25 protein-coding genes and 1 riboswitch are annotated in these 26,295 nt (G+C 70.1%); of the genes, 18 read left to right on the forward strand and 7 right to left on the reverse strand.

Going from position 1 to position 26,295, the window contains the following annotated elements; translation table 11 throughout:
• Window positions 1–232: 232 nt before the first annotated feature.
• The 10 genes from ABZY45_RS34335 to ABZY45_RS34380 all read left to right on the forward strand — a co-directional run bounded on the left by ABZY45_RS34335 (window position 233) and on the right by ABZY45_RS34380 (window position 10,216).
• Window positions 233–841 carry a CDP-alcohol phosphatidyltransferase family protein gene (locus ABZY45_RS34335; RefSeq protein WP_145812420.1) on the forward strand — a complete coding sequence of 203 codons (609 nt, stop codon included), beginning with the start codon at window positions 233–235 and terminating at the stop codon, window positions 839–841.
• 109 nt (window positions 842–950) lie between these two features.
• On the forward strand, window positions 951–3,446 hold the full coding sequence (locus tag ABZY45_RS34340; protein WP_356746175.1) for a mannose-1-phosphate guanyltransferase: 2,496 nt from the start codon (window positions 951–953) through the stop codon (window positions 3,444–3,446).
• 158 nt (window positions 3,447–3,604) lie between these two features.
• Complete coding sequence (locus ABZY45_RS34345) at window positions 3,605–4,465, forward strand: DUF881 domain-containing protein (RefSeq protein WP_356746176.1); 861 nt, start codon at window positions 3,605–3,607, stop codon at window positions 4,463–4,465.
• Window positions 4,462–4,794 (forward strand): small basic family protein, encoded by a 333-nt coding sequence (locus ABZY45_RS34350; RefSeq protein WP_003970459.1) that lies wholly within the window; start codon window positions 4,462–4,464, stop codon window positions 4,792–4,794. The genes ABZY45_RS34345 and ABZY45_RS34350 overlap by 4 nt, the downstream gene beginning before the upstream one ends.
• A gap of 5 nt (window positions 4,795–4,799) precedes the next feature.
• Window positions 4,800–5,624, forward strand: coding sequence for a DUF881 domain-containing protein (locus ABZY45_RS34355; protein WP_356746177.1), 825 nt, complete (start codon window positions 4,800–4,802; stop codon window positions 5,622–5,624).
• 190 nt (window positions 5,625–5,814) lie between these two features.
• Window positions 5,815–6,603 carry an FHA domain-containing protein gene (locus tag ABZY45_RS34360; protein ID WP_356746178.1) on the forward strand — a complete coding sequence of 263 codons (789 nt, stop codon included), beginning with the start codon at window positions 5,815–5,817 and terminating at the stop codon, window positions 6,601–6,603.
• A 17-nt stretch (window positions 6,604–6,620) separates the two neighbouring features.
• Window positions 6,621–7,367: a MerR family transcriptional regulator gene (locus ABZY45_RS34365; RefSeq protein WP_356746179.1), complete on the forward strand. Its 747-nt coding sequence runs from the start codon at window positions 6,621–6,623 to the stop codon at window positions 7,365–7,367.
• Between the two features lie 53 nt (window positions 7,368–7,420).
• Window positions 7,421–7,894, forward strand: a complete 474-nt coding sequence (locus ABZY45_RS34370; protein ID WP_006123076.1) for a bifunctional nuclease family protein — start codon at window positions 7,421–7,423, stop codon at window positions 7,892–7,894.
• Between the two features lie 168 nt (window positions 7,895–8,062).
• A complete protein-coding gene (locus ABZY45_RS34375; RefSeq protein ID WP_356746180.1) occupies window positions 8,063–8,680 on the forward strand; it encodes a MerR family transcriptional regulator in 618 nt (205 codons plus the stop codon).
• Between the two features lie 75 nt (window positions 8,681–8,755).
• Window positions 8,756–10,216: a DNA polymerase IV gene (locus ABZY45_RS34380; RefSeq protein WP_356746181.1), complete on the forward strand. Its 1,461-nt coding sequence runs from the start codon at window positions 8,756–8,758 to the stop codon at window positions 10,214–10,216.
• Here the strand turns inward: ABZY45_RS34380 and ABZY45_RS34385 are convergent.
• On the reverse strand, window positions 10,138–10,509 hold the full coding sequence (locus tag ABZY45_RS34385; protein ID WP_356746182.1) for a PRC-barrel domain-containing protein: 372 nt from the start codon (window positions 10,507–10,509) through the stop codon (window positions 10,138–10,140). The genes ABZY45_RS34380 and ABZY45_RS34385 overlap by 79 nt on opposite strands.
• A gap of 133 nt (window positions 10,510–10,642) precedes the next feature.
• A riboswitch (glycine riboswitch) is annotated at window positions 10,643–10,738 on the forward strand.
• Between the two features lie 194 nt (window positions 10,739–10,932).
• Here ABZY45_RS34385 and gcvP point away from each other — a divergent pair.
• Entirely contained in the window at window positions 10,933–13,818 is a 2,886-nt protein-coding gene (gcvP, locus tag ABZY45_RS34390; RefSeq protein WP_356746183.1) for an aminomethyl-transferring glycine dehydrogenase, read from the forward strand.
• A 73-nt stretch (window positions 13,819–13,891) separates the two neighbouring features.
• Here the strand turns inward: gcvP and ABZY45_RS34395 are convergent, their stop codons facing one another.
• Window positions 13,892–14,098, reverse strand: coding sequence for a DUF5999 family protein (locus tag ABZY45_RS34395; RefSeq protein ID WP_103759919.1), 207 nt, complete (start codon window positions 14,096–14,098; stop codon window positions 13,892–13,894).
• Window positions 14,099–14,386: 288 nt separating this feature from the next.
• Window positions 14,387–14,983: a hypothetical protein gene (locus ABZY45_RS34400; RefSeq protein ID WP_356746184.1), complete on the reverse strand. Its 597-nt coding sequence runs from the start codon at window positions 14,981–14,983 to the stop codon at window positions 14,387–14,389.
• Between the two features lie 491 nt (window positions 14,984–15,474).
• Between ABZY45_RS34400 and ABZY45_RS34405 the strand changes: the two genes are divergently transcribed.
• Window positions 15,475–16,980 carry a glutamate-cysteine ligase family protein gene (locus ABZY45_RS34405; RefSeq protein ID WP_356746185.1) on the forward strand — a complete coding sequence of 502 codons (1,506 nt, stop codon included), beginning with the start codon at window positions 15,475–15,477 and terminating at the stop codon, window positions 16,978–16,980.
• Between the two features lie 93 nt (window positions 16,981–17,073).
• Window positions 17,074–17,853 (forward strand): type II CAAX endopeptidase family protein, encoded by a 780-nt coding sequence (locus tag ABZY45_RS34410; protein WP_356746186.1) that lies wholly within the window; start codon window positions 17,074–17,076, stop codon window positions 17,851–17,853.
• A gap of 28 nt (window positions 17,854–17,881) precedes the next feature.
• Here ABZY45_RS34410 and ABZY45_RS34415 read toward each other — a convergent pair whose 3' ends face one another.
• The gene (locus ABZY45_RS34415; RefSeq protein WP_356746187.1) at window positions 17,882–18,703 is read right to left on the reverse strand and encodes a PhzF family phenazine biosynthesis protein; all 822 of its coding nucleotides are present in this window, start codon (window positions 18,701–18,703) and stop codon (window positions 17,882–17,884) included.
• Between the two features lie 95 nt (window positions 18,704–18,798).
• A complete protein-coding gene (locus ABZY45_RS34420) occupies window positions 18,799–19,260 on the reverse strand; it encodes a helix-turn-helix domain-containing protein (protein ID WP_356746188.1) in 462 nt (153 codons plus the stop codon).
• 85 nt (window positions 19,261–19,345) lie between these two features.
• Between ABZY45_RS34420 and ABZY45_RS34425 the strand changes: the two genes are divergently transcribed.
• From ABZY45_RS34425 to ABZY45_RS34440, 4 genes are all read left to right on the forward strand, one after another.
• Window positions 19,346–20,545 carry an MFS transporter gene (locus ABZY45_RS34425; RefSeq protein WP_356746208.1) on the forward strand — a complete coding sequence of 400 codons (1,200 nt, stop codon included), beginning with the start codon at window positions 19,346–19,348 and terminating at the stop codon, window positions 20,543–20,545.
• Window positions 20,546–20,731: 186 nt separating this feature from the next.
• On the forward strand, window positions 20,732–21,334 hold the full coding sequence (locus ABZY45_RS34430; protein ID WP_356746189.1) for a PadR family transcriptional regulator: 603 nt from the start codon (window positions 20,732–20,734) through the stop codon (window positions 21,332–21,334).
• 200 nt (window positions 21,335–21,534) lie between these two features.
• Window positions 21,535–22,077, forward strand: a complete 543-nt coding sequence (locus ABZY45_RS34435) for a peptidase (protein WP_356746190.1) — start codon at window positions 21,535–21,537, stop codon at window positions 22,075–22,077.
• A gap of 66 nt (window positions 22,078–22,143) precedes the next feature.
• Entirely contained in the window at window positions 22,144–23,151 is a 1,008-nt protein-coding gene (locus tag ABZY45_RS34440; RefSeq protein ID WP_356746191.1) for an EamA family transporter, read from the forward strand.
• 28 nt (window positions 23,152–23,179) lie between these two features.
• Here ABZY45_RS34440 and ABZY45_RS34445 read toward each other — a convergent pair whose 3' ends face one another.
• Window positions 23,180–23,878, reverse strand: coding sequence for a pyridoxamine 5'-phosphate oxidase family protein (locus tag ABZY45_RS34445; protein WP_356746192.1), 699 nt, complete (start codon window positions 23,876–23,878; stop codon window positions 23,180–23,182).
• Between the two features lie 35 nt (window positions 23,879–23,913).
• On the opposite strand from ABZY45_RS34445, the gene ABZY45_RS34450 reads away from it, so the two are divergent.
• The gene (locus ABZY45_RS34450) at window positions 23,914–25,245 is read left to right on the forward strand and encodes an aminotransferase class I/II-fold pyridoxal phosphate-dependent enzyme (RefSeq protein ID WP_356746193.1); all 1,332 of its coding nucleotides are present in this window, start codon (window positions 23,914–23,916) and stop codon (window positions 25,243–25,245) included.
• Here ABZY45_RS34450 and ABZY45_RS34455 read toward each other — a convergent pair.
• Window positions 25,236–26,288, reverse strand: a complete 1,053-nt coding sequence (locus ABZY45_RS34455) for a DMT family transporter (protein WP_356746194.1) — start codon at window positions 26,286–26,288, stop codon at window positions 25,236–25,238. The genes ABZY45_RS34450 and ABZY45_RS34455 overlap by 10 nt on opposite strands.
• Window positions 26,289–26,295: the final 7 nt, after the last annotated feature.

Below are 26,295 nucleotides of genomic sequence, written 5' to 3' on the forward strand. Positions count from 1 at the left end.
CAGGGGGGACCCTGTGGGAGAGTAGGACGCCGCCGAACAATTATTCCGGGAAAGCCCCGTGCCCTTGTGGCACGGGGCTTTTCTGCGTTCCAGAGCGTTCCAGAGTGTTTCAGGGCGTTCCAGGTCTCAGTCTCCCTCCGTTCTCCGCTCCGTACCCCTGTGCACCGTCGCCCGGAAGCTGAGGGTAAGGTCAGGGGGCATCATTGGCACGTTCTTCACAGGAGGCCCCCGGGTGGAGGTCCAGGAGACTCGAGTTCAGACGGACCGAGTACTCACCATCCCCAACATCCTCAGCATGGCTCGCCTCGTCGGCGTACCGCTCTTCCTGTGGCTGATCCTTCGCCCCGTGTTCGGTGGGCCCAACAGCGATGGCTGGGCCCTGCTGGTTCTGATGCTGAGCGGTGTCAGTGACTACCTCGACGGCAAGCTGGCCCGTAAGTGGAACCAGATCAGCAGTCTCGGCCGGCTCCTGGACCCGGCTGCCGACCGCCTCTACATCCTGTCGACCCTTGTAGGACTGACCTGGCGCGAGATCCTGCCGCTGTGGCTGACCGCCGCGCTCCTGGCCCGTGAGCTGATGCTCCTCGTCATGGTGGCAATCCTGCGGCGCCACGGCTATCCGCCGCCCCAGGTCAACTTCCTCGGGAAAGCTGCAACCTTCAACTTGATGTACGCCTTCCCTCTGTTGCTGCTCAGCGACGGAAGTGGTTGGCTGGCTTCGCTGGGCACCATTTTCGGATGGGCGTTCGCTGGATGGGGTACAACCCTCTATTGGTGGGCAGGGATCCTATACGTGGTCCAGGTCCGCCGTCTGGTCAAGGCGGATGAAGCAGCCGATTAGCTCGTTGACGTGGCGCCGTGCAGAGTCGCCGGCCCGCACCGGATAGTTATGGTGTTGCCCCGACGGGCGAAGTCGGCTGGACCGTCTCTTCGAGGAGGACGTTTCCGACATGAAGGCCGTCGTGATGGCAGGCGGTGAAGGCACCCGCCTTCGCCCCATGACCTCAAGCATGCCCAAGCCGCTCCTGCCCGTGGCCAACAGGCCGATCATGGAGCATGTGCTGAGGCTGCTCAAACGGCATGGGCTCAACGAGACCGTAGTCACCGTTCAGTTCCTTGCCTCTCTCGTCAAGAATTACTTCGGTGACGGCGAAGAACTCGGTATGGAGCTCAGCTATGCCAACGAGGAAAAGCCACTGGGCACCGCGGGAAGCGTGAAGAACGCCGAAGATGCCCTGAAGGACGACACCTTCCTGGTCATTTCCGGCGATGCGCTCACGGACTTCGACCTGACGGACCTCATCGCGTTCCACAAGGAAAAGGGTGCGCTGGTCACGGTGTGCCTCACCCGGGTCCCGAATCCGCTGGAGTTCGGGATCACCATCGTGGACGAGGACGGAAAGGTCGAGCGCTTCCTGGAGAAGCCGACCTGGGGTCAGGTCTTCTCGGACACCGTGAACACGGGCATCTACGTCATGGAGCCCGAGGTCTTCGACTACGTACAGGCCGACACCTCGGTGGACTGGTCCGGCGACGTGTTCCCGCAGCTCATGAAGGACGGCAAGCTGATCTGCGGCTACATCGCGGAAGGCTACTGGGAGGACGTCGGCACGCACGAGAGTTACGTGAAGGCCCAGGCCGACGTGCTGGAGCGCAAGGTCGACGTCGAGCTCGACGGATTCGAGATCTCGCCCGGGGTCTGGGTGGCGGAAGGCGCGGACGTCCATCCCGACGCGATACTGCGAGGGCCTCTCTACATCGGGGACTACGCCAAGATCGAAGCCGGTGCCGAGATTCGGGAACACACGGTCATCGGCTCCAACGTGGTCGTGAAATCCGGTGCCTTCCTGCACCGCGCGGTCGTCCACGACAACGTCTACATCGGCCAGCACAGCAATCTGCGTGGCTGCGTGATCGGTAAGAACACCGACATCATGCGGGCCTCGCGCGTCGAGGACGGCGCCGTCATCGGCGACGAATGTCTGGTCGGTGAGGAATCGATCATTCAGGGCAATGTCCGGGTCTATCCATTCAAGACCATCGAGGCCGGCGCCTTCGTCAACACCTCGGTCATCTGGGAGTCGCGCGGACAGGCGCACCTCTTCGGGGCCCGCGGGGTCTCCGGGATCCTGAACGTCGAGATCACGCCGGAACTCGCCGTCAGACTCGCCGGCGCGTACGCGACGACCCTGAAGAAGGGCGCCACGGTCACGACCGCCCGAGACCACTCCCGGGGTGCGCGCGCCCTGAAGAGAGCGGTCATCTCGGCCCTGCAGGCCAGCGCCATCGACGTCCGTGACCTGGAGAACGTGCCGCTGCCGGTGGCCCGTCAGCAGACCGCGCGGGGGAGCGCCGGAGGCATCATGATCCGGACGTCGCCCGGAGTGCCGGACTCGGTCGACATCATGTTCTTCGACGAACGCGGAGCCGACCTCTCGCAGGCCCGCCAGCGGAAGCTGGACCGCGTCTACGCGCGGCAGGAGTACCGCAGGGCCTTCCCCGGAGAGATCGGCGACCTCCACTTCCCGTCGAGCGTCTTCGACTCCTACACGGGCTCCCTGCTCCGCAACGTCGACACGGCGGGTATCGCGGACGCGGGCCTCAAGGTCGTCGTGGACGCGTCCAACGGCAGCGCCGGGCTCGTCCTGCCCAGCCTGCTCGGACGTCTCGGGGTGGACGCCCTGACGATCAACCCGGGGCTCGACGAGTCCCGGCCGACGGAGTCCGCCGAATCCAGGCGTGCCGGACTCGTCCGGCTCGGCGAGATCGTGTCGTCCGCACGGGCGGCCTTCGGCGTACGGTTCGACCCGGTCGGTGAGCGTCTCTCGCTCGTGGACGAGCGGGGCCGCATCATCGAGGACGACCGGGCCCTGCTGGTCATGCTCGATCTCGTCGCCGCCGAGCGCAGGAGCGGTCGGGTGGCCCTCCCGGTCACGACGACCCGCGTCGCGGAACAGGTCGCGGCGTACCACGGCACCCAGGTGGAGTGGACGACCACGTCACCCGACGACCTGACCCGGGTGGGCCGGGAGGACACGACGATCTTCGGCGGCGACGGCCGCGGCGGCTTCATCGTGCCCGAGTTCAGCAGCGTCTTCGACGGCGCGGCCGCCTTCGTCAGGCTCATCGGCCTGGTGGCCAGGACACAGCTCACTCTGAGCCAGATCGATGCCCGTATCCCGCGCGCCCATGTGCTGCGGCGCGATCTCGCGACCCCGTGGGCGGTCAAGGGGCTCGTCATGCGCAGGGTCGTGGAGGCCGCGGGAGACCGCGACGTGGACACCACCGACGGAGTGCGGGTGGTCGAGACCGACGGCCGCTGGGTGATGGTCCTGCCCGACCCCTCGGAAGCGGTCACCCACCTGTGGGCGGAAGGTCCCGACGACGCCTCTGCTCAGGCACTCCTCGACGAGTGGGCGGCGGTCGTCGACAGCGCGGGCGACTGACCCCGGGACCGCCGGGCCGGGAGCCTGGAATTGGCCGCTCCCGGCCCGGCGGTGGGGCCATTCGGCGGCAGCGGGCATGACGTGCGACGATGTGCGGCATGTCGCAGCCGCCCCCCGATCGGAGTAGCGCCCCGCCGCGTCCTCGCCCCGACGCGTCCATGTCGCTGCTGACCACCGTGATGGAACACAGCCTCGACGAGGGGTACGCCGAGGCCTCGGCCCGTCGCAGATCCGACGGCGGTGCGGGCATGCCACGCACGCTCAGGGCCAAGCTCGGTCTGGCGGCGGGTCTCGTACTGGCCGCGTTCGTGGTGACCCTTGGCGCCGCCGAGGCTCGGGTCGCCGCGCCGGTCGTGGCCAAGGAACGCGAAGAGCTCATCGACCGGGTGAACGCCGAGACCGCCACGGCTGACACGCTCGAAGCGGATGTCGAGAAGCTGCGCAAGGACGTGAACGAACGCCAGCGCAAAGCCCTCGAACGGCACGGAGGCGATCAGGGCGGGCTGGTGGCGCTGCTGTCCGGCGCAACTCCCGTGGAGGGGCCAGGCATCAAGCTGGTCGTGGACGACGCCGAGAACACCGACCAGGGCGGCGGAGGCCCCCGTGAGTCCACCGGCTTCGCGGACACCGGACGGGTACGGGACCGGGACATGCAGCGCGTGGTCAACGGCCTCTGGCAGTCCGGTGCCGAGGCGATCGCCATCAACGGGCAGCGGCTGACGGCCCTCTCGGCGATCCGCGCGGCGGGCGACGCCATACTGGTCGACAACAGGCCGCTCGTGCCGCCGTACACGGTGCTCGCGGTGGGGGACGGGAAGCAGCTCGCCGCCGCGTTCCGGGACAGCGCGGACGGTCAGTATCTCCAGGCGCTGCACGAGAGCTTCGACATCCGCACCAGCATCTCCGAACAGGAGAAGGTGCGCCTGCCGGCCGCCCCCAGCCTGATCGTACGTACAGCAGAGCCTCAGGCCGCGGACACGGACAGTGGTGCGGCAGACACAGGGAAGGGCACATCGTGATCGCCGTACTGGGCCTCGTCGTGGGAGTCGTGGTCGGACTGTTGGTCCGGCCCGAAGTGCCGGCGGTGGTCGAGCCCTACCTGCCGATCGCCGTCGTCGCCGCGCTCGACGCCGTCTTCGGTGGCCTCCGGGCCATGCTCGACGGGATCTTCGTGGACAAGGTCTTCGTGGTGTCCTTCCTCTCCAACGTCGTCGTGGCGGCACTGATCGTCTTCCTCGGCGACAAGCTCGGGGTCGGTGCCCAGCTCTCCACCGGTGTGGTGGTCGTGCTCGGCATCCGGATCTTCTCCAACGCCGCGGCGATCCGCCGGCACGTCTTCCGGGCTTGAGGCCGATGAGCAACGAACAGAACCCGCGCAACGAGGAACCGACCGGGGCGCTCCCGGCCGAGGCACCCACGCCGCCCGCGCCTGCCCCTGCGCCGCCCCCTTCCGGGGGAGTCACGGGCCGACAGCGGCTGCGGGCGGGGCTCTGGCCGCCGAGGGTGAGCAGGGCTCAACTCATCGTGGCGCTCCTGTTGTTCGTCCTGGGCCTCGGGCTGGCCATCCAGGTCAGGTCGAACAGCGACAACAGTGCGCTGCGCGGCGCCCGCCAGGAGGACCTCGTCCGCATCCTCGACGAGCTCGACAACCGCACCGAGCGCCTCGAGGACGAGAAGCAGCGCCTCGACGACCAGCGCACGGAGCTGGAGAACAGCTCGGACCAGGCGGAGGAAGCCCGTAAGCAGACGCTGGAGAAGGAACGCCAGCTCGGTATCCTGGCCGGTACCGTCGCGGCGCACGGCCCGGGGATCACGCTGACCATCAGTGACCCGACCGGTGCCGTCGAGGCGGACATGCTCCTCGACACGATCCAGGAGCTGCGGGCCGCCGGCGCCGAGGCGATCGAGATCAACGGGGTGCGGGTGGTGGCCGACACGTACTTCTCCGGAGACGGGGGAGAGTTGAAGGTGGACGGCAAGAAGATCGAGGCTCCGTACGAGTTCGAGGTCATCGGCAAGCCGCAGGACCTCGAGCCGGCTCTGAACATCCCCGGCGGCGTGGTGCAGACGCTGGAGAAGGAGCAGGCCACGGCGGAGGTGACGCGTGCCGACGACATCGTCGTGGACGCCTTGCGACCGGCGGAGCAGCCTGACTACGCTCGGTCGTCGCCCCAGTGAGGCAGGGGCGCGCAGCGCTCGAAGGACACCGGTTCGAGCTTGCGGGGGGTCGGCGCAACGGATCGGTGACGCGTGGTGGAAACTGTCGGGTGGATACGGACGTTGTGAAGATGTCCGGGTCGGCAGGTGTGTTCATTCAGGGTTCGTCCTGCCCCACGGGCGGGTCTATTTCGGTCAAGGGGAAACGCCCGTGAAGTTGTTTGCGAAGTTGTTCGGAAAGAGTGCTCGCGAGGACAGCAACAGCGCTGCCCGCCATCGCGCCCCGCGTCAGGGTCAGGGCGCCGAGGAGCAGGGCACGGAGCGCCCGCTCTTCCGCGATGAGGTGCCGGGATCCGCCGGCGGGTCCGGCGCGTCGTCTGTTGACCCTGCCGGTGCCGGACGCATAGGTTTCGGGGAACCATCAACCTCAAGTACGGGTGGAGGGTTCGCCCCCGCTCCGGAGGGCTCGTCCATGCCGGTCTGCAGCAGGTGCGGGCATCACAATGCCGAGGCCAGTCGTTTCTGTTCCAACTGCGGCGCGCCGCTGAGGGGCGGAATTCCCGAGCGTGCCTCGGAGACCACCTCGACCATCTCCATCTCCGGCATCGAGGCCTACGAGTCCGAGGTGACAGGGCAGACCGCCCTCCCCTCGCTCTCCCCGGAGGCCCAGGCCGCGGTCGACGCCCTGCCCGCCGGTTCGGCGCTGCTGGTCGTGCGCCGGGGCCCGAACTCCGGCAGCCGGTTCCTGCTGGACAGCGACCTCACGACGGCCGGCCGCCACCCGCAGAGCGACATCTTCCTCGACGACGTGACCGTGTCGCGGCGTCATGTGGAGTTCCGCAGGAATCCGGACGGTAGTTTCACCGTGGGCGACGTCGGCAGCCTCAACGGCACCTACGTCAACCGCGAGCGCATCGATTCCGTCGCGCTGTCCAACGGCGACGAAGTCCAGATCGGCAAGTACCGACTGGTCTTCTACGCGAGCCAGCGGGGCGTGTGACCCCTCAGGGAAGGTCCATGCTGCGAACACCGACAGGCGGTGCCGGTCACGGCACCGCCGCCGCGGGCGAACGCCCGATGAGCATCGGCACGGTGCTCATCCAGCTGCGCGACGAGTTTCCCGAAGTCACCATCTCCAAGATCCGCTTCCTGGAGACGGAGGGGCTCATCGAGCCCCAGCGCACGCCCTCGGGCTACCGGAAGTTCAGTACGGCCGACGTCGAGCGGCTGGCGCAGGTCCTGCGCATGCAGCGGGACCACTATCTGCCGCTCAAGGTCATCCGCGAGCACCTCGAGGCCCTGGCCCGAGGCGAGCAGGCCGCGCTGCCGTCCGACGGCGCGCAGGGCGAGCTTGCCGACGGCCGTTGGGACCAGCCGCAGGGTGGGGGCGCCACAGCGGCCCGTATCGGCCGCCAGGAGCTCCTCGCCGCCGCCGACGTCACCGAGGAGCAGCTCGAGGAGTGGGAGTCGTACGGGCTCCTCGTGCCCGCGTCCGGGGGAAGCTACGACGCCGAGGCGGTGACCGTGGCGCGGCTGGTCGCGGACCTCGGCCGCTTCGGACTGGAACCCCGGCACCTGCGTGCCGTCAAAGCCGCTGCCGAGCGCGAGGCGGGGCTGGTCGAGCAGGTGGTCGCGCCCCTGCGTCGGCACAGGAATCCGCAGACCAGAGCCCATGCGGAGGCCACGGCCAGGGAGCTCGCCGAGCTCTCCGTGCGCCTTCACGCGGCGCTCGTGCAGAGTGCCCTGAAGGTGACCTTCCACTGACCTCGGGGGTGCCCGACTATCCAAACCAGGCGGGCACGTCCTAGGGTTGCTGTGTGAACGAGCTCGACGTTGTGGGTGTCCGGGTGGAAATGCCCTCCAACCAACCGATCGTGCTCCTGCGTGAAGTGGGAGGCGACCGGTACCTCCCTATCTGGATCGGCCCTGGGGAAGCGACCGCGATCGCCTTCGCCCAGCAGGGCATGGCTCCGGCCAGGCCGCTGACCCATGATCTCTTCAAGGATGTGCTCGAGGCTGTCGGCCAGGAGCTCACCGAGGTCCGCATCACGGACCTCAGAGAAGGGGTCTTCTACGCGGAGCTGGTCTTTGCCAGCGGGGTCGAGGTGAGCGCGCGTCCGTCCGACGCCATAGCGCTCGCCCTGCGCACCGGCACGCCGATCTACGGCAGTGACGGGGTGCTCGACGACGCCGGCATCGCGATTCCGGACGAGCAGGAGGACGAGGTGGAGAAGTTCCGCGAATTCCTCGACCAGATCTCGCCGGAGGACTTCGGTACCAACAGCCAGTGACCGCCCCGCAGGGGTGGCGTCAGCGCATCCGGCAAGCCGTTCCCGTAAACCGGTCACGGGAAACCACCCTCAGGGTGATTATCACTCGGCGTGCCGAGTGTGGCGATCGTTGACGCACCCCTGGTGACTGCCTACCTTCGAGATGGCAGGTCAAGGACGGAGGTCGGCGTGAGAAGCAGCGGCGACGGTACGGCTGCGGGTGGGCCTTACCGGCAGCATGGCAGTGCGGCCGACCACTCCATCAGACAGCCGGTTCAGCCGGCGGTGGTGGCAGCGGACGGTATGGCAGCGGCGGCTGACATCGGCTATCGGGGGCCGACAGCATGCGCTGCGGCCGGTATCACCTACCGGCAGCTCGACTACTGGGCGCGGACGGGGCTGGTCGAGCCGAGCGTGCGCCCGGCCTACGGGTCGGGGACGCAACGTCTCTACAGCTTCCGGGACGTGGTCCTCCTCAAGATCGTGAAGCGGTTCCTGGACACGGGGGTCGCTCTGCAGAACATCCGCACCACAGTCCAGCACCTCCGGGCACGCGGATTCACCGATCTCGAGCGCATGACCCTGATGAGTGACGGGGCCACGGTCTACGAGTGCTCCTCGCCCGACGAGGTCGTGAATCTTCTCCAGGGGGGCCAAGGCGTCTTCGGTATCGCCGTGGGCGTCGTGTGGCGAGATGTCGACGCCGCGCTCTCCCAGCTCCACGGAGAGCGGATCGACACCGGCGAGACTCTCGTCGGGCACAATCCCGCCGACGAACTGGCACGGCGCCGCAACCGCGCGGGCTGAGCCGGCCATGCCCTCCGCCCCGGCGAACGCGTCGGGCGGAGCGGTTGTCAGTGGCGTAGGGCAGCATCTGTCCGTGTGAGAGCCGCGCCCACGATTCTGCATCTGGACATGGATGCCTTCTACGCCTCTGCCGAGCAGGCGGCGAAGCCCAGCCTGCGCGGTAAGCCGGTGGTGGTCGGCGGCCTGGGGATGCGCGGGGTCGTCGCAACCGCCTCGTACGAGGCCCGCCGTCTCGGCGTCCATTCGGCGATGCCGATGGCCCAGGCGCGGCGGCTGGCGCCCAATGCGGCCTACCTCGTCCCGCGGTTCGCTCTCTACCGGGCGGTCAGCGACCAGGTGATGGAGCTGCTCGCGCGGCTGTCACCGCTCGTCGAGCCACTCAGCCTGGACGAGGCGTTCGTGGACCTGGAGGCCGGCGGGGTGGCGGACGACTCCGCGTCCGCCCGTGCGATCGGGCAGCAGCTGCGTACGGTGATCAGGGCCGTCACCGGGCTCAGTGGCTCCGTCGGGCTCGCCGGGTCCAAGATGCTGGCCAAGATCGCCTCCGAGGAGGCGAAGCCGGACGGGCTGCTGCTCATCGAACCGGGAACCGAGCGGGAGCTCCTCGCGCCCATGTCCGTGCGCACCCTCCCCGGGGTGGGGCCCGCCACCGGCGACCACCTCCGCCGCGCCGGCATGACCGTCGTCGACGACCTCGCACAGGCGGGCGAGGCGGAGCTCGTGCGCCTGCTGGGCAAGGCGCACGGCGTGGCCTTGCACCGGATGGCCCAGGGCCACGACGACCGGCCCGTCGTCGCGGAACGGGACGCCAAGTCCGTTTCTGTCGAGGACACCTTCGACGTGGACCTGCACGACCGTGTGCGCGTCAGGAGCGAGGTGGAGCGGCTGGCGGAGCGCTGCGTGGGACGGCTGAGGGGCGCGGGGCGCTCGGGGCGCACCGTCGTCCTCAAGGTGCGCCGCTACGACTTCTCCACGCTCACACGGTCCGAGACCCTGCGCGGCCCCACGGACGACCCCACGGTCGTCAAGGAGGCCGCGGCGAGGCTCCTGGAGGGCGTCGACACCACCGGGGGAGTGCGGTTGCTCGGAGTCGGCGTCACGGGACTGGCGGACTTCACGCAGGAAGACCTCTTCGCTCAGGCCGCGGAGGCGGAGCACGCCGCAGAGGAGGCAGCGGCTGAAGCCACGGCCGATGCCACCCCTGACGCGCTGCCCGTCCCGGCGGCGGAGACGGTCGAGGGGGGTGCCGAACAGCCTGCCGTCCGGCGCTGGTCCGCCGGGCACGACGTCCGGCACGAGATCCACGGCCACGGATGGGTCCAGGGCAGCGGCGTGGGCCGGGTGACGGTGCGATTCGAGGAACCGTGGTCGCCGCCCGGCCGCGTGCGGACGTTCCGCATCGACGATCCGCAGCTGGAGCCGGTGGATCCCCTGCCCCTGGTGCGGGAGCCGCCCGACTACTCCTCCTGGCCGGCCAGCCTGCCGAAGTCCCGGTCCGGGACCGGCCCGGCCGACGGGGCGGAGTCCAGCCCGTAATGGCGGTAGAGCTGCAGTTCCTGTTCGGGCGAGAGGTGACGGCCGACCCCGAAGTCGGGCGCGTCCTTGATCAGGGCCCGGTCGAAGGGGATCAGCAGCGCGCCGTCGACGAACTCGCTCGGCTCCAGCGGGACGAACGCGTCCCTGGTGAAGAGACCGGTGCGCACGGCGGCCCACTCCGGTACTCCGGTGGCGTCGTCGAGATACACCTCGTCCACCGTCCCGATCTTGGCACCTCGACGGTCGAAGGCCTTGCGGCCGATCAGGCTGCGCGGATCGATGTCGGTCTGCACGGTGCCTCCCACTGGTCACAACTGCATCAGGGTGGTCGCAAGCGCTCCACAGGCTCTACGAAAGGCCAGATCCGGGGCATCGGCCACTCGAGACGGCCCTCTCCTGCCCCGCTGGTAGTCTGGAACCGGCTGCTGACCCCGTGCGGGAGAGTCCTCCGGAGCGATCCGGAGGCGCCGAAGGAGCAACTCCTCCCCGGAATCTCTCAGGCCCCCGTACCGCACGGACGAGGTCACTCTGGAAAGCAGGGCGGAATCCGTGCGGCACGCGCCGCGGCGGGCGCCGCCCTCACCGACGGTGAAAGCCGGCACGCCCCCCGGGCGCGCCGGTGAAGCTCTCAGGTCGAGATGACAGATGGGGAGGCCGTACGGGCAGCCACGCCGTGGCGCCCCTCGCAGGTCGTGGCAGACCAGGAGGCCTCCATCATGACCCCCCGTCGCACTCCGCTCTCCCAGCTGGAGCAGGGCATCCCCTTCGAGCAGCGCCACATCGGTCCCGATGCCGAGGCTCAGGCGAAGATGCTCGCCCAGGTCGGTTACGGCTCCCTCGACGAGCTGACCGCCGCCGCCGTGCCCGACGTGATCAGGAGCACCGAGGCGCTGAACCTCCCGGAGGCGCGTACCGAGGCCGAGGTCCTGGCCGAGCTGCGCAGCCTCGCCGACCGTAACCAGGTACTGACCCCGATGATCGGGCTCGGCTACTACGGCACGTTCACGCCGCCGGTGATCCTGCGCAACGTCATGGAGAACCCCGCCTGGTACACGGCCTACACCCCGTACCAGCCCGAGATCTCCCAGGGGCGGCTCGAGGCCCTCCTGAACTTCCAGACCATGGTCGCCGACCTCACCGGCCTGCCGACCTCGGGAGCCTCGCTTCTCGACGAGGGCACGGCAGCGGCCGAGGCGATGGCCCTGGCACGGCGTGTCGGCAAGGTGAAGGACGGTGTCTTCCTGGTCGACGCCGACACGCTGCCGCAGACGGTCGCCGTGATCGAGACCCGCGCCGAGCCGACCGGGGTCGAGGTCGTCGTCGCCGATCTCACCGACGGCATCCCGGCCGAGGTCGCCGAGCGGGGTGTCTTCGGCGTGCTGCTCCAGTACCCCGGGGCCTCGGGCGCGGTCCGCGACATCAAGCCCGTCATCGAGCAGGCGCACGAACTGGGCGCGATCGTGTCCGTCGCCGCCGACCTCCTGGCCCTGACGCTGCTCACCTCGCCCGGCGAGCTGGGCGCGGACATCGCCGTAGGAACCACGCAGCGCTTCGGTGTCCCGATGGGCTTCGGCGGACCGCACGCCGGCTTCATGGCGGTGCGCGAGAAGTTCGCCCGCAGCCTGCCCGGCCGCCTCGTCGGCGTCTCCGTCGACGCGGACGGCAACAAGGCCTACCGCCTGGCCCTGCAGACCCGTGAGCAGCACATCCGGCGCGAGAAGGCCACCAGCAACATCTGCACCGCCCAGGTGCTGCTCGCCGTCATGGCCGGGATGTACGCCGTCTACCACGGGCCGGACGGACTGCGGACCATCGCCCGGCGCACGCACCGCTTCGCCGCCATCCTGGCCGAGGGGCTGCGGTCCTCCGGTCTCGACGTCGTGCACGGCGCCTACTTCGACACCCTCACCGTCCGCGTGCCGGGTGGCGCGGCCGACGTGGTCACCGGGGCGCGGGAGCGTGGGGTCAACCTCCGGCTGGTCGACGCCGACCACGTCTCCGTGGCCTGCGACGAGACCACCACCCGCGCGTGTGTCGCCGCCGTCTGGGCCGCTTTCGGCGCCGACGGTGACATCGAGGTGCTGGACGCCGAGACGGCCGACGCGCTGCCCGAGGGACTGCTGCGGACCGACGCCGTCCTCACCCACCCGGTCTTCCACCAGCACCGCTCCGAGACGGCGATGCTGCGCTACCTGCGCCGGCTCGCCGACCGTGACTACGCGCTGGACCGCGGCATGATCCCGCTCGGCTCCTGCACCATGAAGCTCAACGCCACCGCCGAGATGGAGTCGATCACCTGGCCCGAGTTCGGCGCGCTGCACCCCTTCGCGCCCGCCGAGCAGGCACAGGGCTTCCTCACCCTCATCCGGGAGCTGGAGGAGCGCCTCGCCGAGGTCACCGGCTACGACGCCGTCTCGATCCAGCCCAACGCGGGCTCGCAGGGCGAGTTCGCCGGTCTTCTGGCCGTGCGTGCGTACCACCGGGCCAACGGGGACCACGCCCGTACGGTCTGCCTGATCCCGTCCTCCGCGCACGGCACCAACGCGGCGAGCGCCGTGATGGCCGGCATGAAGGTCGTCGTCGTGAAGACCGCCGAGGACGGGGAGGTCGACATAGAGGACCTCCGGGCCAAGATCGCGCAGCACCGCGACGAGCTCGCCGTCCTGATGATCACCTACCCGTCCACGCACGGTGTCTTCGAGGAGCACGTCGCCGACATCTGCGGCGAGGTGCACGACGCGGGCGGCCAGGTGTACGTGGACGGCGCCAACCTCAACGCCCTCGTCGGCCTCGCGAAGCCGGGTCACTTCGGCGGCGACGTCTCCCACCTCAACCTGCACAAGACCTTCTGCATCCCGCACGGCGGCGGTGGCCCGGGTGTGGGCCCGGTCGGCGTACGCGCGCACCTGGCGCCCTACCTTCCCAACCACCCGCTCCAGCCCGCCGCGGGACCGGAGACCGGTGTCGGCCCGATCTCGGCCGCTCCGTGGGGCTCGGCCGGCATCCTGCCCATCTCGTGGGCGTACGTACGCCTGATGGGGGGCGAAGGCCTCAAGCGTGCGACGCAGGTCGCCGTGCTCGCGGCCAACTACATCGCCAAGCGCCTGGAACCGCACTTCCCGATCCTGTACAACGGCCCGGCCGGTCTGGTCGCGCACGAGTGCATCGTGGACCTGCGGCCGATCTCCAAGGCGACCGGCGTCAGCATCGACGACATCGCCAAGCGGCTGATCGACTACGGCTTCCACTCGCCGACCATGTCGTTCCCGGTGGCGGGCACGCTGATGATCGAGCCGACGGAGAGCGAGGACCTCGCGGAGCTCGACCGGTTCTGCGACACGATGATCGCCATTCGCGGCGAGATCGACAAGGTCGCCTCCGGAACCTGGAGCGCGGACGACAACCCGCTGCGCAACGCCCCGCACACGGCGGCCGCGCTCGGTGGCGACTGGGCCCACGCCTACACCCGCGAAGAGGCGGTCTTCCCGGCCGGCGTCACGCCTTCGGACAAGTACTGGCCGCCGGTGCGCCGGATCGACGGCGCGTTCGGTGACCGCAACCTGGTCTGCTCCTGCCCGCCGCTGGAGGAGTACGACCAGTAGGAGGGGCACGGACACGCGTCGGGGCCGGTTCGGAGAACTCTCCGGGCCGGCCCCCTTGTTCCGTCGGCCGCGCTCAGGCGGCCTTCATCACCTGACCGCTCTTCAGCGGCCGGTGAGGGGCGATGATCTGCCCGTCCGGGAGCAGCTCACCGGTGTCCTCGAAGAGCAGGACGCCGTTGCACAGCAGACTCCAGCCCTGTTCCGGGTGGTGGGCCATCAGGCGTGCGGCCTCCCGGTCGTTGGAGTCGGCGGTCGGGCAGGGTGGCTGGTGCTGGCACATGGGTGGGTTCTTTCGCTGCGTCGATTCGAGTGTCCTGCGGCTGGACGAGGTGTTCATGGCCGCCCCCGTATCAAGTCGGTCCGTTCCAGTGTTGCCCCACGGGCGTCGATCCGCAGGGATTTCGCAGCAGCTGCTGTTCTCCTCCCATGACGCATCACCCGGCCGGGCGGTTCGATCCAACTGAACTGTCCGTTCGGATGGTTCGGGGTGGCCTGACCGGACTAGTCCGCACGGGGCAGACGGGCGCCCCCGCCGTACAGCTCGGCGGGGGCGCCTGAAGGGCGGCTCTCAGGCCGGCGACCCGAGGAGGCCCGGGAGGGGAGCCGGCGTGACACGCAGTGTCATGACGGGGAGCAGATCCGCGACGTGGTGCGGACGGTGAGCCGTGATGCCCGGCGGGGCGGGGGCCAGGGGCACCAGTACGTCGGTCGGCGCGAGGGTGCCGCCACCGGCGTCCGCGCCGGTGTCGTGGTGCAGCCACAGTGTGAGCATGTACAGCTCAGGAATGGACAGCAGGCGCGGCTGGTAGTCCACGGCCGCCGACTCCGCCTGGCGCACGGCCAGTTCGGTGGAGGCGAGGTAAGGGCCCTCGAAGAAGTGAGAGAACGTCCAGCCGTCGGCGGTCAGCATGGTGTCCGCCGCGGCGACGGCGCGCTCGCCGTTGCGGATCAGGAAGCGCCAGCCGGCGAGGCGGGTGCGTGGAGCGGCCTCGTCGGGCACGATCCGGTCCAGTACGTGGACGGGAAGCGGGAGTTCGGGGCTCAGGGATCCCTGGACGGACCTGAGTGCGGGCGTGTGGGCCTCGCGGACTGCGGTGGGAGAACCGAGTGCCGCGAGAACGCTGCGCAGTGCGGGCGCGGGGGCCGGGGAAACATGCAGCGGCATAGTGGGTCGCCTCTCACTTCGGAGACACGGTGGTGCATGGGCGGGTGCAGACGGCGCTGTCGGCGTGCGGGGCCAGAGGAAGGCCGGTGACGGGCGGAACGGGCCGGTGCGTCAACTCTCTGCCTCGTTCGCAGAGTTTATACGACAAATGTTCACACGATGTTTCGGCTAGCCGACCCGCATATTGCGCGCAAGGCTGATTCGGGCCCTTGAATTGCGGCATTTCTGGGGCTTCGGGCCGGCCTGCGACCCTGCCGTCAGGTATTTTCCCTTTGCGGCGGTAGGCTGAAACCCATCGGTGTTTCTACCACGCAACCCCGCCGCGGCGAGCGCATATGCCCATGCCTTCGGAATGTGCCTCCGGCGTCAGACACCAGCCTACTTGCTGTCCGGGGCCCGTGTGGGCGTTACGGATCATCTCGACGGGGCATTATCGATCGTGATACGAGCGGCCTGTGCCGCGGGCCGCCCACGCGAGGAGGGACCCTTCGATGGGCGAGAAGGTCGTGGCGGGTGCCTTTGCCCCGTCCGATCGGCAGGCGTACCGCGAGAAGCTCACCCAGTGCCTGGCCGGGCTGGAGAGGCTCCTGTCGGAGCGGAGGTTCGATCGGCCCAGGAATCTCATGGGGCTGGAGATCGAGCTGAATCTCGCGGGTTCGGACGGCATGCCGAGGATGCGGAATGCTGAGGTGCTCCAGCGCATCGCCAGCCGGGATTTCCAGACGGAACTCGGGATGTTCAATCTGGAAGTAAACATTCTTCCCCACCGGCTGAGCGGCAGAGTTTTCGATCAGCTCGCCGAGGAGTTGCGGACCGGACTCGCATATGCCCACCGCAAGGCCGCGGAAGTCGACTCCGGGATCGTCATGATCGGCATCCTGCCGACCCTTGGGCGTGACGATCTGGTCTCGGCGAACCTGTCGGACGTGGATCGATACACCCTCCTCAACGATCAAATGGCAGCGGCCCGAGGCGAGGAATTCCTCCTCGATATCGAAGGCGTGGAGCGATTGGTCTCCACCTCTTCCTCCATTGCCCCCGAATCCGCCTGCACCTCCGTGCAGTTGCATCTGCAGGTGACTCCGGACCGGTTCTCGGACGTCTGGAACGCCGCCCAGGCCATCGCGTCCGTGCAGATCGCCCTCGGCGCCAACTCGCCCTTCCTGTTCGGCAAGGAGCTCTGGCGGGAGTCGAGGCCACCGCTCTTCCAGCAGGCCACGGACGTGCGCCCGCCCGAGCTCGCGAACCAGGGGGTACGCCCGAGGACCTGGTTCGGGGAGCGCTGGATCAGCTCGGCGTACGAACTGTTCGAGGAGAATCTGCGCTACTACCCGCCCCTGCTGCCGATCTGTGACGACGAGGAGCCGCTGCGGGTCCTCGACGAAGGCGGGGTGCCCACCCTGGCCGAGCTCGTCCTGCACAACGGAACGGTCTACCGGTGGAACAGGCCGGTGTACGGCCTCGCCGACGGCGTGCCCCACCTGCGGGTCGAGAACCGGGTCCTGCCCGCCGGGCCGACGGTCGTCGACGTGATCGCCAATGCCGCCTTCTACTACGGGCTGGTGCGCGCGCTCGCCGACGAGTCGCGGCCGGTGTGGAGCAAACTGCCCTTCGAGGCCGCCGCCGAGAACTTCGACACCGCGTGCCGGCACGGAATCGACGCCGAGCTCCTCTGGCCACGCCCCGGCCGGGCCGGGGGTGTGGCGCGGGTGCCCGCCGTCAAGCTCGTACGGGACGAACTGCTGCCGCTCGCGGCGGCAGGGCTCGATGCCTGGAACATCGAGCCGTCCGACCGCGACCGTTATCTCGGGGTCATCGAGGAACGGTGCCGGCTCCGGACGAACGGAGCCTCCTGGCAGGTCGACACCTACCACCGCGCCCTGGAGGCCGGTCTGGAGCGGGAGGGGGCCCTCGCGGCCACCACGCGGCGGTACGGGGAGCTGATGCAGGCGGGCGAACCGGTGCACACCTGGCCGGTCGGCTTCCCCGCCCCCTGAGGGGTGGAGCCGCCCGGTGTGCCGCCGCCCGTACGCCTTCGGGCAAGCTATGACACGTAGCTGACGAAAGGTGTACAGGTGGAGGCGGGGCGCGTGGCTGAATCCATTCCTCACGAGGTGGTCTCCCGGCGGACTCTCCGCTCGGAGACGCTGCTCGTGCTGGCCCTCTCGCTCGGGGCCAGTGGAGTGTCCGCGCTGATCAGCTTCATCGGGTCGCTGACGAAGCCAGGGGGCCTCAAGGACCAGGCCGCGACGCTGAACGGGTCGTACGCCCCCGGGAGGCCGTGGCTGGACCTGGCCTGGCAGATGTTCGGCATCGCGTCCGCTCTGGTGCCGGTCGCCCTCGTGGCCCACCTGCTCATCCGGGAAGGGGCCGGCCTGCGCACCCTGGGCCTGGACCGCACCAGGCCCTGGCCGGACCTCGGCCGGGGCACCCTGGTCGCGGCGGGGATCGGCAGTGCGGGGCTGGCGTTCTACCTGGTGGCGCGAGCCTGGGGATTCAACCTGACGGTAGTGCCGGAGTCGCTGCCCGACGTGTGGTGGAAGTTCCCCGTACTGATCCTCTCGGCGGTGCAGAACTCCCTCGTGGAGGAGGTCATCGTCGTCGGCTATCTGCTGCGGCGGCTGGGTCAGTTGGGGTGGACACCGATGGCCGCACTGGTCGCGAGTTCGGTGCTGCGCGGCTCGTACCACCTCTACCAGGGGATCGGCGGCTTCATCGGGAACATGGTCATGGGCGTCGTCTTCGTGCTGCTGTACCGGCGCTGGGGGCGGGTCGGGCCGCTGGTCGTCGCGCATGCCCTGCTCGACATCGGAGCCTTCGTCGGTTACGCCTTGCTGGCGGGGAGGGTGGACTGGCTTCCCACCCCCTGAGTCCAGGGCGGCCCAGGACCCGCCGTGTTCAGAGTCCGGTCAGCAGTTCACCGTCGAGGACCGTCACGGCGCTGCCGGTCAGCAGCGTGCGCCCACCCCGCAGCGAGGTGCGGACCAGGCCCGAGCGGGCGGATGCCTGAAGCCCCGTGAGGTCGTCGCGGCCCCACCTTGCCGACCAGAACGGCGCCAGCGCTGTGTGGGCGCTGCCGGTCACGGGGTCCTCGTCGATGCCGACCGCAGGGAAGAAGCCGCGCGAGACGAAGTCGTAGCCGCTTGCGGGGTCCTCGGCCGCCGCCGTGGCGATGACGCCCCGCCGGGAGCAGTCGGTGAGAGCGCGGAAGTCCGGGCGCAGGGCGCGTACGGCCGCTTCGTCTGCCAGCTCCACCAGCAGGTCGCCGACCTGCTCACCTGTGTCGTGGACGGAGAGGGGCGACGCGCCCAGCGCTTCGGCCAGTCCGGCGGGGGCGGCCACCGGCGTCAGCGGTGCCGTCGGGAAGTCCAGCGTCAGGCTGCCGTCCTCATGGGCGGTGGTGCGCAGGATGCCGGAGCGGCTGGCGAAGCGCACCGTCGCGCCCGTGACTCCTGTGGTGTGCAGGACGTGGGCGGTGGCGAGCGTCGCGTGCCCGCAGAGGTCGACCTCGGTGGCCGGGGTGAACCAGCGCAGCGCCCAGTCGGCGTCCCCGCCCGGCGGCAGAGGGTGGGCGTAGGCGGTCTCGGAGAGGTTCAGCTCGGAGGCGAGCAGCTGGAGGCGGTCCGCCCCGGGAAAGGGCCCGGAGTCCAGGATCACGACTCCGGCGGGGTTGCCTGTGAAGGGGCGGCTGGTGAACGCGTCGACGATGCGGATCTTCATGGCCCGACCGTAGGCCGACGGTTCCGTGCGGGTCCAAGGCCAATTCCGCACAGGCGGCTCTGGCTTCTCCGGTGCGGCTGAGGGCTGCTCGCCCCTCAGTCGGAGGTCTTGCGCACCTGAGTGGTGTCAGCGTCGATGCGGGCGCCCTCGGCGTCCACCGGTACGAGGTCCGGGACGGGGGTGCCGTGCCGGTCGACGAGGGTGGAGTGGGCCTCGCCCGGTGCGAAGGCGTGCCGTTCCCCCCATTGCCGCAGGGTGAGGACGACGGGGAAGAGGGCGTGGCCGGCGGCGGTGAGCACGTACTCCTGACGGCGGCCCGACGGTGCGGTGCGCTGGGCGAGGAGCCCGTGAGCGGTGAGCTTGCGGAGGCGGTCGGTGAGGATGTTGCGGGCGATGCCGGTCCTCCGCTGGAACTCGGTGAACGATCGCGCTCCGTCCATCGCGTCGCGGACGACGAGAAGGCTCCACCGGTCGCCGACGAGGTCGAGCGTGCGGGCGACGGGGCATTCGGGGTCGGTCCAGTCAGGGCTCGGAGCGTCCATGGCGGTGGGTGACATGACACCTCCCAATGAGTTGCGGATTGAAACCATCATGCCGTACGGTCAATTTGGTTGCAATATGCTACTGATTGGATCGAAGGCGATGGACGTATGGCGGCGATTGCTGCTCGCGGTGGTGTGTGGGGTCGCTGTGGCCGGCGTCTATGCCGCGCAGCCGGTTCTGGTGCCGATGGGCCGAGATCTCGGCGTGCCGGCGGAACAGGCCGGGTGGATCGTCGCGACCGGCCAGTTCGGCTATCTGGCAGGACTGGTACTCCTCGTGCCGCTCGGGGACGTCGTCGACACGCGACGGCTCATCGCCGTGCACATGGCGATCACGGGGGCGGGCGCGGTTCTCACCGCCTCGGCATCTGCCGGGTGGGTGGCGTTCGTGGGGCTCGGCCTGTCCGGGGTGTTCGCGGTCGTCGTGCAGATCGCGGTGGCCTACGCGGCCTCGCTCTCGCCGCCTGCCGAACGCGGACGGAACATCGGAGTCGTCACCTCGGGCGTCGTGGTCGGCATCCTGGGCGCACGCGTCGTCACCGGTGCGCTCGCCGACGTGTGGGGCTGGCGGAGCGTCTACGCCGCGCTCGCGTTCCTGTCGTTCGGACTCGCGGCCCTCGTTCTCGTGATGCTGCCGTCGCGGGCGCGCCCCGGCGCACCTGTGACGTACGGGCAGGTCGTCGTCTCGCTCTGCGGGCTGTTCGGGCGCAGCGCCTTCCTGACGCGCGGGCTCGTCGCCTTCTTTCTCTTCGCGTCGTTCGGGACGCTGTGGAGCGGGTTGTCCCTGCCACTGGCGGACGCGCCGTGGGAGCTGAGTGAGGGGCAGATCGGGCTGTTCGGTATCGCCGGACTCGCCGGGGCGCTCGGCGCGGCACGCGCGGGGCGCTGGGCGGACGCGGGGCGGGCGGCCTCGGTCGCCGGGCCCGCACTCATCCTCCTGGTCCTCTCGTGGGCGGCGATCGCGCGGCTGCCGTGGTCGCTGTGGCTCCTCGTCGCCGGAATCGTGGTGCTCGACCTCGCGGTCCAGGTGGTACACGTGGGCAACCAGCACCTGCTCACCGCGGCGCACCCGGATCGCGTCAGCAGTGTCATCGGCGGCTACATGGTCTTCTACTCGCTCGGCTCCGCCCTCGGCGCAGCCGCGACCACGGCCGTGTTCGCGACGTACGGCTGGGCGGGCTCCAGCCTCCTCGGGGCCGGATTCGCGGCCTGCGCGCTGGCTGTCCAGGTCATCGGCGGCGCGCGCCTGGGCGGGAAGGCGTTCGTGCGGGAGGACGCGCGAGGCTCCGTCCGAGGGTGATGCGCGGTGCGGGTGTGCTGGTCGTGCGCACCGATTTCTGGTGGCGGGTGATCAGGGTCGCTCTGGGGGGCCGTGGGCCAAGAGGTGGCAGGGCTTGCTGCGAGATAGTTTCCGATATATCGTTGAAGCATCGCGACAGATCATAGACAGGTGTTGCGACCTGATGACGAAGAGAGGGGCGCAGTCATGCGTTCACATGGACACGATCACGGATACGGCCCCGGACGCCGGGGTGCAGGCAGGGGCGGATTCGAGGGCGGCAGGGCCGCGTTCGGTCCGTTCGGGCCGCCCTTCGGTGGTGGGCCCTTCGGCGGCGGAGGCGGTCGGGGCCGGGGCGGCGGCAGGGGGAGGGCCAGGCGCGGTGACGTACGCGCGTCGATCCTCGCTCTGCTGAAGGACCGCTCGATGCACGGGTACGAGATGATCCAGGAGATCGGCGAGCGCAGCGGAGGGGCCTGGCGGCCCAGCCCCGGCTCGGTGTACCCCACGCTCCAGCTGCTGGAGGACGAGGGTCTGATCGTCAGCGCGAGCGAGGGCGGCAAGAAGCTGTTCACGCTGACCGAGACGGGGCGCACGGAAGCCGAATCCGGCTCCGAGGCTCCCTGGGAGGAAGCCGGTCGCGGTGTCGACTGGGAAGGTGTGAACGAGATCCGGCAGGCCGGCTTCGGCCTGATGGAGGCGTACGGCCAGGTCTGGAAGACCGGGTCCGCCGAGCAGCGGCAGAAGGCGCTCGCGGTCATCAACGACGCCCGCAAGAAGCTGTACCTGATCCTCGCCGATGAGCAGTGAGCCGTGTGGCTCGCGACGTACCGAAGAAGGGCCCCGGAACTCGGGGCCCTTCTTCGTTCGGTGTGGACGACGTGCTCCCCGCGGGGGTGGCGTCTCATCCGCAAGGATGAGGGGATGCTCCACCGTGCCCGCCTTTCGCGGGAGGGCGGATGCGCCGTACCGGGGATGTTTTCGCTCCCCGGGGCTGATGGGGTGGAGACGTGCAATTCCGGACGTCAGCAATCACGGGGCAGGCCTCGCCGCACCCGCCGTGGGCCGGTGCCGGGCTGAGTGACGCGATGGCCGCCGTGGTGGGCGGTGCGCGACGGCGTGCGGTGCGTGACGGAGACCGTCATGTCGACACGGCCCATCTCCTCCACTCCCTGGTCGAGTCGGACCCGGAGGTCCGGGGAGCCTTCGACGGCGGGCCGCAACTGGCCAGGGTGCTCGGCTATCTCGTGCAGCGCAGCATCGGATACGGGCTGCGCTGGCAGGGCACGCAGGAAGGAGCGGGAGCGCTCCCGGCGATACGGGGCCCGGGCGCCGAAGGGCTGTCGCCGTCGGCGGCCGTGGCTCTGGAGTGCGCGGCCCGGGCCGCCGCGCGGCGCGGGGAGCCCCGTGCCGATGGCCTCGATCTGCTGGCCGAGCTGGTCGCTGATCCGCGCTGCCGCGCTGTGGAAGTGCTGGAGCGGGCCGGGGGGGTCACCGCCCGGCTGGCTGCCCGCGCGGCGGATCGGTCGGCGGTCCCGGACGCACGAGGGTGATCATGAACACGCCGCGTCAGGTGTGACGGGGGTGACGCTGCTGACGGCTGCTGCCATGATGTGCCGATGCACGCGTCTCAGGGGAGAAGTACCGGGCTGGGTTTGGCCCTTGTCTCGGCCTTCGCATTCGGTGGTTCAGGAGTTGCGGCCAAGCCGCTGATCGAGGCGGGGCTCGCCCCTCTGCACGTGGTGTGGCTGCGTGTGGCGGGAGCCGCCCTCGTCATGTTGCCCGTCGCCTGGCGGCATCGGCGCCTCGTGCGGGAACGGCCGGTTCTGCTGGCCGGCTTCGGGCTGTTCGCCGTGGCCGGCGTCCAGGCCTTCTACTTCGCCTCGCTCTCCCGCATTCCCGTGGGTGTGGCGCTCCTCATCGAGTACCTCGCTCCCGCTCTCGTCCTCGGCTGGGTCCGCTTCGTACAGCGGCGGCCCGTCACTCGTGCCGCCGCGGTGGGAGTGGTGCTCGCGGTCGGTGGCCTCGCGTGCGTCGTCGAGGTGTGGGCCGGCCTGAGCTTCGACGCCTTCGGACTGCTGCTCGCCCTCGGGGCGGCCTGCTGCCAGGTGGGCTACTTCGTCCTGTCGGACCAGGGGGCGGGGGACAGCGGCGCGGGCGGCGGCGAGCCTCCGCATCCCGTCGGCGTGATCGCGTACGGGCTGCTCATCGGCGCCGCCGTGCTCACCGTCGTCGCCAGGCCCTGGGGCATGGACTGGGCGCTGCTCGGAGGGCGCGCGGACATGGGCGGGCACGGCGTCCCCGCGTGGATGCTGCTCGTCTGGATCGTGCTGCTCGCGACCGTGCTCGCCTATGTCACCGGTGTGGTCTCGGTCCGTCTGCTGTCGCCGCAGGTCGCGGGCGTCGTCGCCTGTCTGGAGGCGGTCATCGCGACCGTGCTCGCCTGGGTCCTGCTCGGTGAGCACCTGTCGGCGCCGCAGCTCCTGGGGGGTGGCCTCGTACTGGTCGGCGCCTTCATCGCGCAGTCCTCCGCGCCCAAGCCGCCGTCGGGACCGGTGGCATCGGGACCCGGCGTGACTGTGGCCGGGACGCCGGAGGCGCACGAGCCGGCGGGCGGCGGCCGGTAGCCGGGGGACGCCGCCCCAAGCCGACGGGTCAGAGCGCGCTGAGGTAGTCCGGCACCTGGACGGCGGGGTCCAGGTCGTCGGACGGTACCGGCGCCGCGTATCCGGGAGCCAGGGGAACGACGCCTGCCCAGTACGGCAGGGCGAGGTCCTCGGGGGCGTCGTTCGGGCCGCCGGTGCGGATCTTGGCGGAGACCTCGTCGAGGTCCAGGCGGATCACGGCCGTCGCCGCGAGTTCCTTTTCGTCGGCCGGACGCGAGTCCTTCGACCGGCCCGCCACCACCTGGTCGACGATGGCGTCGAGCGCGATGCGCCTCTCCTCCGGATCCGTCACCGTGCGGGCGGTCCCGTGGACCACCACGGAGCGGTAGTTCATCGAGTGGTGGAAGGCGGACCTGGCCAGTACCAGGCCGTCGACGTGCGTCACCGTGAGGCACACGGCGAGACCAGGATCCCCGGCGCCCGTGGCGCGCAAGGGGCGCGAGCCCGTGGAGCCGTGGACGTACAGGCTCTCTCCGACCCTGCCGAAGAGCGTGGGCAGGACGACGGGCGCGCCGTCGCGGATGAAGCCCAGGTGGCAGAGGTAGGCCTCGTCGAGTATCGAGTGCACCGTCTCCTTGTCGTAGGAGGCGCGAGCCTTGGAGCGGGTCGGAACCGTGCGCTCGGTAGGTGTGTAGGCGGCAGCGGACCCGGAAGGGGCGGTGCTGTCGGGGGTGGCGGTGTCCGGCATTGCGTCCTCCATTGCACTAGTGCATAATGATGTTTGTGCTAGGAGAGTATCGGATCGGCGGGCGGCGTGCATCGGACATTGCCGCGAGTGTGGAGCGCGGGGTCGCCTCGGGCGACCTCGCCCCGGGGCATGTGCTGCCTCCCATGCGGGAGTTGGCGGCGAGCCTCGGTGTCAATCCGAATACGGTGGCCGCCGCATATCGCACGCTGCGGGAGCGCGGGGTCATCGAGACGGCGGGGCGGCGAGGGAGCAGGGTCCGCCCGCGCCCGGCGAGTACGTCGCGCGGCTCGCTCCGGGTGGAGGCTCCGCCGGGTGTTCGTGATCTGGGTGACGGCAACCCCGACCCCTCCCTGCTGCCCGCGCTCGGAGAGGCTCTCGCCGTCGCGGCCGAGGACTACGCCCGTACGCCGAGGCTCTACGGGGACGCCGCGGTGGATCCCCGCCTCGAGGAGCTCGCGCGTGCCGGGCTGGACTCCGACGGGGTGCCGGCGGGGCGCGTCGCAATGACGTCCGGATCCCTCGACGCGATCGAGCGTGTGCTGACGGCGCACCTGCGACCGGGGGACGCGGTCGCCGTCGAGGACCCTGGGTGGGGTGCGCTGCTGGACCTCGTACCGGCGCTCGGGATGCATGCCGTTCCGGTGGCACTGGACGAGGACGGTCCGCTGCCGGACGCGGTGGGGCGTGCTCTGGACGCGGGGGCCAGGGCGCTGGTGATCACCGGCCGGGCGCAGAATCCCACGGGCGCGACGGTGGGGAGCGGTAGGGCGCAGGAGCTGCGCTCGGTCCTCGCCGCGCACCCCGGAGTGCTGCTGATCGAGGACGACCACGGCCACGCCATCGTCGACCTGCCGGTGCACCCGCTGGCGGGGGCCACGGAGCACTGGGCCTTCGTGCGCTCCGTCTCCAAGGCGTACGGCCCCGATCTGCGGCTGGCCGTGCTCACGGGCGACGCGCTGACCGTGGACCGGGTGACGGGGCGCCAGCGCCTCGGGCCCGGCTGGGTCAGCGGGCTGCTTCAGCGGACCGTGGCGCACCTGTGGGAGTCGGGGGCGGTGGACACGGCGGCGGTGGCCCGGTCCTACGGCGAGCGCCGGGACGCGCTCGTGCGGGCTCTGGCGGAGCGGGGGATCGAGGCGTACGGGCGCACCGGGATGAACGTGTGGGTGCCCGTGAGCGACGAGACCGGGGCGGTGGCCAGGCTGCTGCACGCCGGTTGGGCCGTGGCCCCGGGTGCGCGCTTCCGGCTGACGTCCCCGCAGGGCGTACGCCTGACCGTGTCGTCGCTGACGGCCGCCGACATCGGACCCCTGGCGGACGCGGGGGCGGAGGCGGCGCGGCCCGCCCGGCCGGTCAGTTACGGCTGAGGGGCCGGCCGCTGCCTACGTGGGAGGGTTTTCCCTGGCGTGGACCGGCTCTGGGTGAGCGCGGCGCCCGCGAGGACCACCAGGGCGCCCACCGGGGTGTTCCAGCTCAGTTGCTCGCCGAGCAGCGTCACTCCGGCCGCCGTCGCGATGACGGGGATGAAGTAGGTGACCATCTGCGCGGTCGTCGGGCCGACCTCCTCGACGAGGCCGTACTGGAGAAGGACGGCCAGCCCGGTCCCCAGCGCCCCCAGGGCGACCACGGCGAGGGTGGGCAGCAGCGGGAAGTGCTCCGGCGCGGTGGTGAAGACCGGCAGGACCAGAGCCAGTTGGACCGTGCCCAGAAACAGCTGACTGCCGGTCAGGGCCAGCGTGGAGGCGCCGGTGCCCGCCAGGGTGCGGCGGACGTAGATCCAGCCGACGGGATAGCTGAGCGAGGCGAGCAGCGCCATGGCCGTACCGGTCGCGTCGAGCCCCGAGAAGCCCTGCCAGGCGCCCAGCACCGTCAGTACGCCGATGAAGCCCAGGCCCAGTCCGGCGACGCGGCGGCGGGTGGGCCGGTCCTCGGACAGGGCGACCAGGGACAGCGCCATGCCCCACAGGGGCGAGGTCGCGTTGCAGATCCCGGCGAGGGTGGACGGGATGGTCAGCTCGGCGTACGCGAAGAGCGAGAACGGCAGGGCGTTGAGGAAGAACGCTGCGACGAACAGGTGGCCCCAGGTCCGTGCGGAGCGCGGCAGCCGCTCGCGGCGCACCGCCATGGCGACGGCGAGCACGGCCGTGCCGAACAGCAGGCGGCCGAAGGTCACCTGGAAGGGTGCGTAGCCGTGGGTTCCCACCTTGATCAGCAGGAAGCTGAATCCCCAGATGAGTGACAGGGCGACGAAGCGCAGGCGCCAGTCCAGGGCGCGTCGCGGATTCAGGGGGTGGGGGGAGGTGTCGGCGGACCGCAGGATGTCCGGTGCGGAGGGGGCGCTCATGGGCCAACCATGACGACTCGCATTGCGTAGGACAAGTGAGATTTCATGGACGTATTCGCGTAGCATCGCTTAC

This window comes from Streptomyces sp. NPDC006516 (genome assembly GCF_040611875.1).
Lineage (GTDB): Bacteria > Actinomycetota > Actinomycetes > Streptomycetales > Streptomycetaceae > Streptomyces.

What these genes read in the sequence shown, in the direction of transcription:
- ABZY45_RS34440 (WP_356746191.1), top strand. Translation starts at nt 22,144, where the DNA reads ATGCACGCGTCTCAGGGGAGAAGTACCGGGCTGGGTTTGGCCCTTGTC.
- ABZY45_RS34415 (WP_356746187.1), bottom strand. Translation starts at nt 18,703, where the DNA reads ATGAAGATCCGCATCGTCGACGCGTTCACCAGCCGCCCCTTCACAGGC.
- ABZY45_RS34365 (WP_356746179.1), top strand. Translation starts at nt 6,621, where the DNA reads ATGCTGCGAACACCGACAGGCGGTGCCGGTCACGGCACCGCCGCCGCG.
- gcvP (WP_356746183.1), top strand. Translation starts at nt 10,933, where the DNA reads ATGACCCCCCGTCGCACTCCGCTCTCCCAGCTGGAGCAGGGCATCCCC.
- ABZY45_RS34345 (WP_356746176.1), top strand. Translation starts at nt 3,605, where the DNA reads ATGTCGCTGCTGACCACCGTGATGGAACACAGCCTCGACGAGGGGTAC.
- ABZY45_RS34420 (WP_356746188.1), bottom strand. Translation starts at nt 19,260, where the DNA reads ATGTCACCCACCGCCATGGACGCTCCGAGCCCTGACTGGACCGACCCC.
- ABZY45_RS34405 (WP_356746185.1), top strand. Translation starts at nt 15,475, where the DNA reads ATGGGCGAGAAGGTCGTGGCGGGTGCCTTTGCCCCGTCCGATCGGCAG.
- ABZY45_RS34400 (WP_356746184.1), bottom strand. Translation starts at nt 14,983, where the DNA reads ATGCCGCTGCATGTTTCCCCGGCCCCCGCGCCCGCACTGCGCAGCGTT.
- ABZY45_RS34445 (WP_356746192.1), bottom strand. Translation starts at nt 23,878, where the DNA reads ATGCCGGACACCGCCACCCCCGACAGCACCGCCCCTTCCGGGTCCGCT.
- ABZY45_RS34430 (WP_356746189.1), top strand. Translation starts at nt 20,732, where the DNA reads ATGCGTTCACATGGACACGATCACGGATACGGCCCCGGACGCCGGGGT.
- ABZY45_RS34455 (WP_356746194.1), bottom strand. Translation starts at nt 26,288, where the DNA reads ATGCTACGCGAATACGTCCATGAAATCTCACTTGTCCTACGCAATGCG.
- ABZY45_RS34340 (WP_356746175.1), top strand. Translation starts at nt 951, where the DNA reads ATGAAGGCCGTCGTGATGGCAGGCGGTGAAGGCACCCGCCTTCGCCCC.
- ABZY45_RS34425 (WP_356746208.1), top strand. Translation starts at nt 19,346, where the DNA reads ATGGACGTATGGCGGCGATTGCTGCTCGCGGTGGTGTGTGGGGTCGCT.
- ABZY45_RS34395 (WP_103759919.1), bottom strand. Translation starts at nt 14,098, where the DNA reads ATGTGCCAGCACCAGCCACCCTGCCCGACCGCCGACTCCAACGACCGG.
- ABZY45_RS34355 (WP_356746177.1), top strand. Translation starts at nt 4,800, where the DNA reads ATGAGCAACGAACAGAACCCGCGCAACGAGGAACCGACCGGGGCGCTC.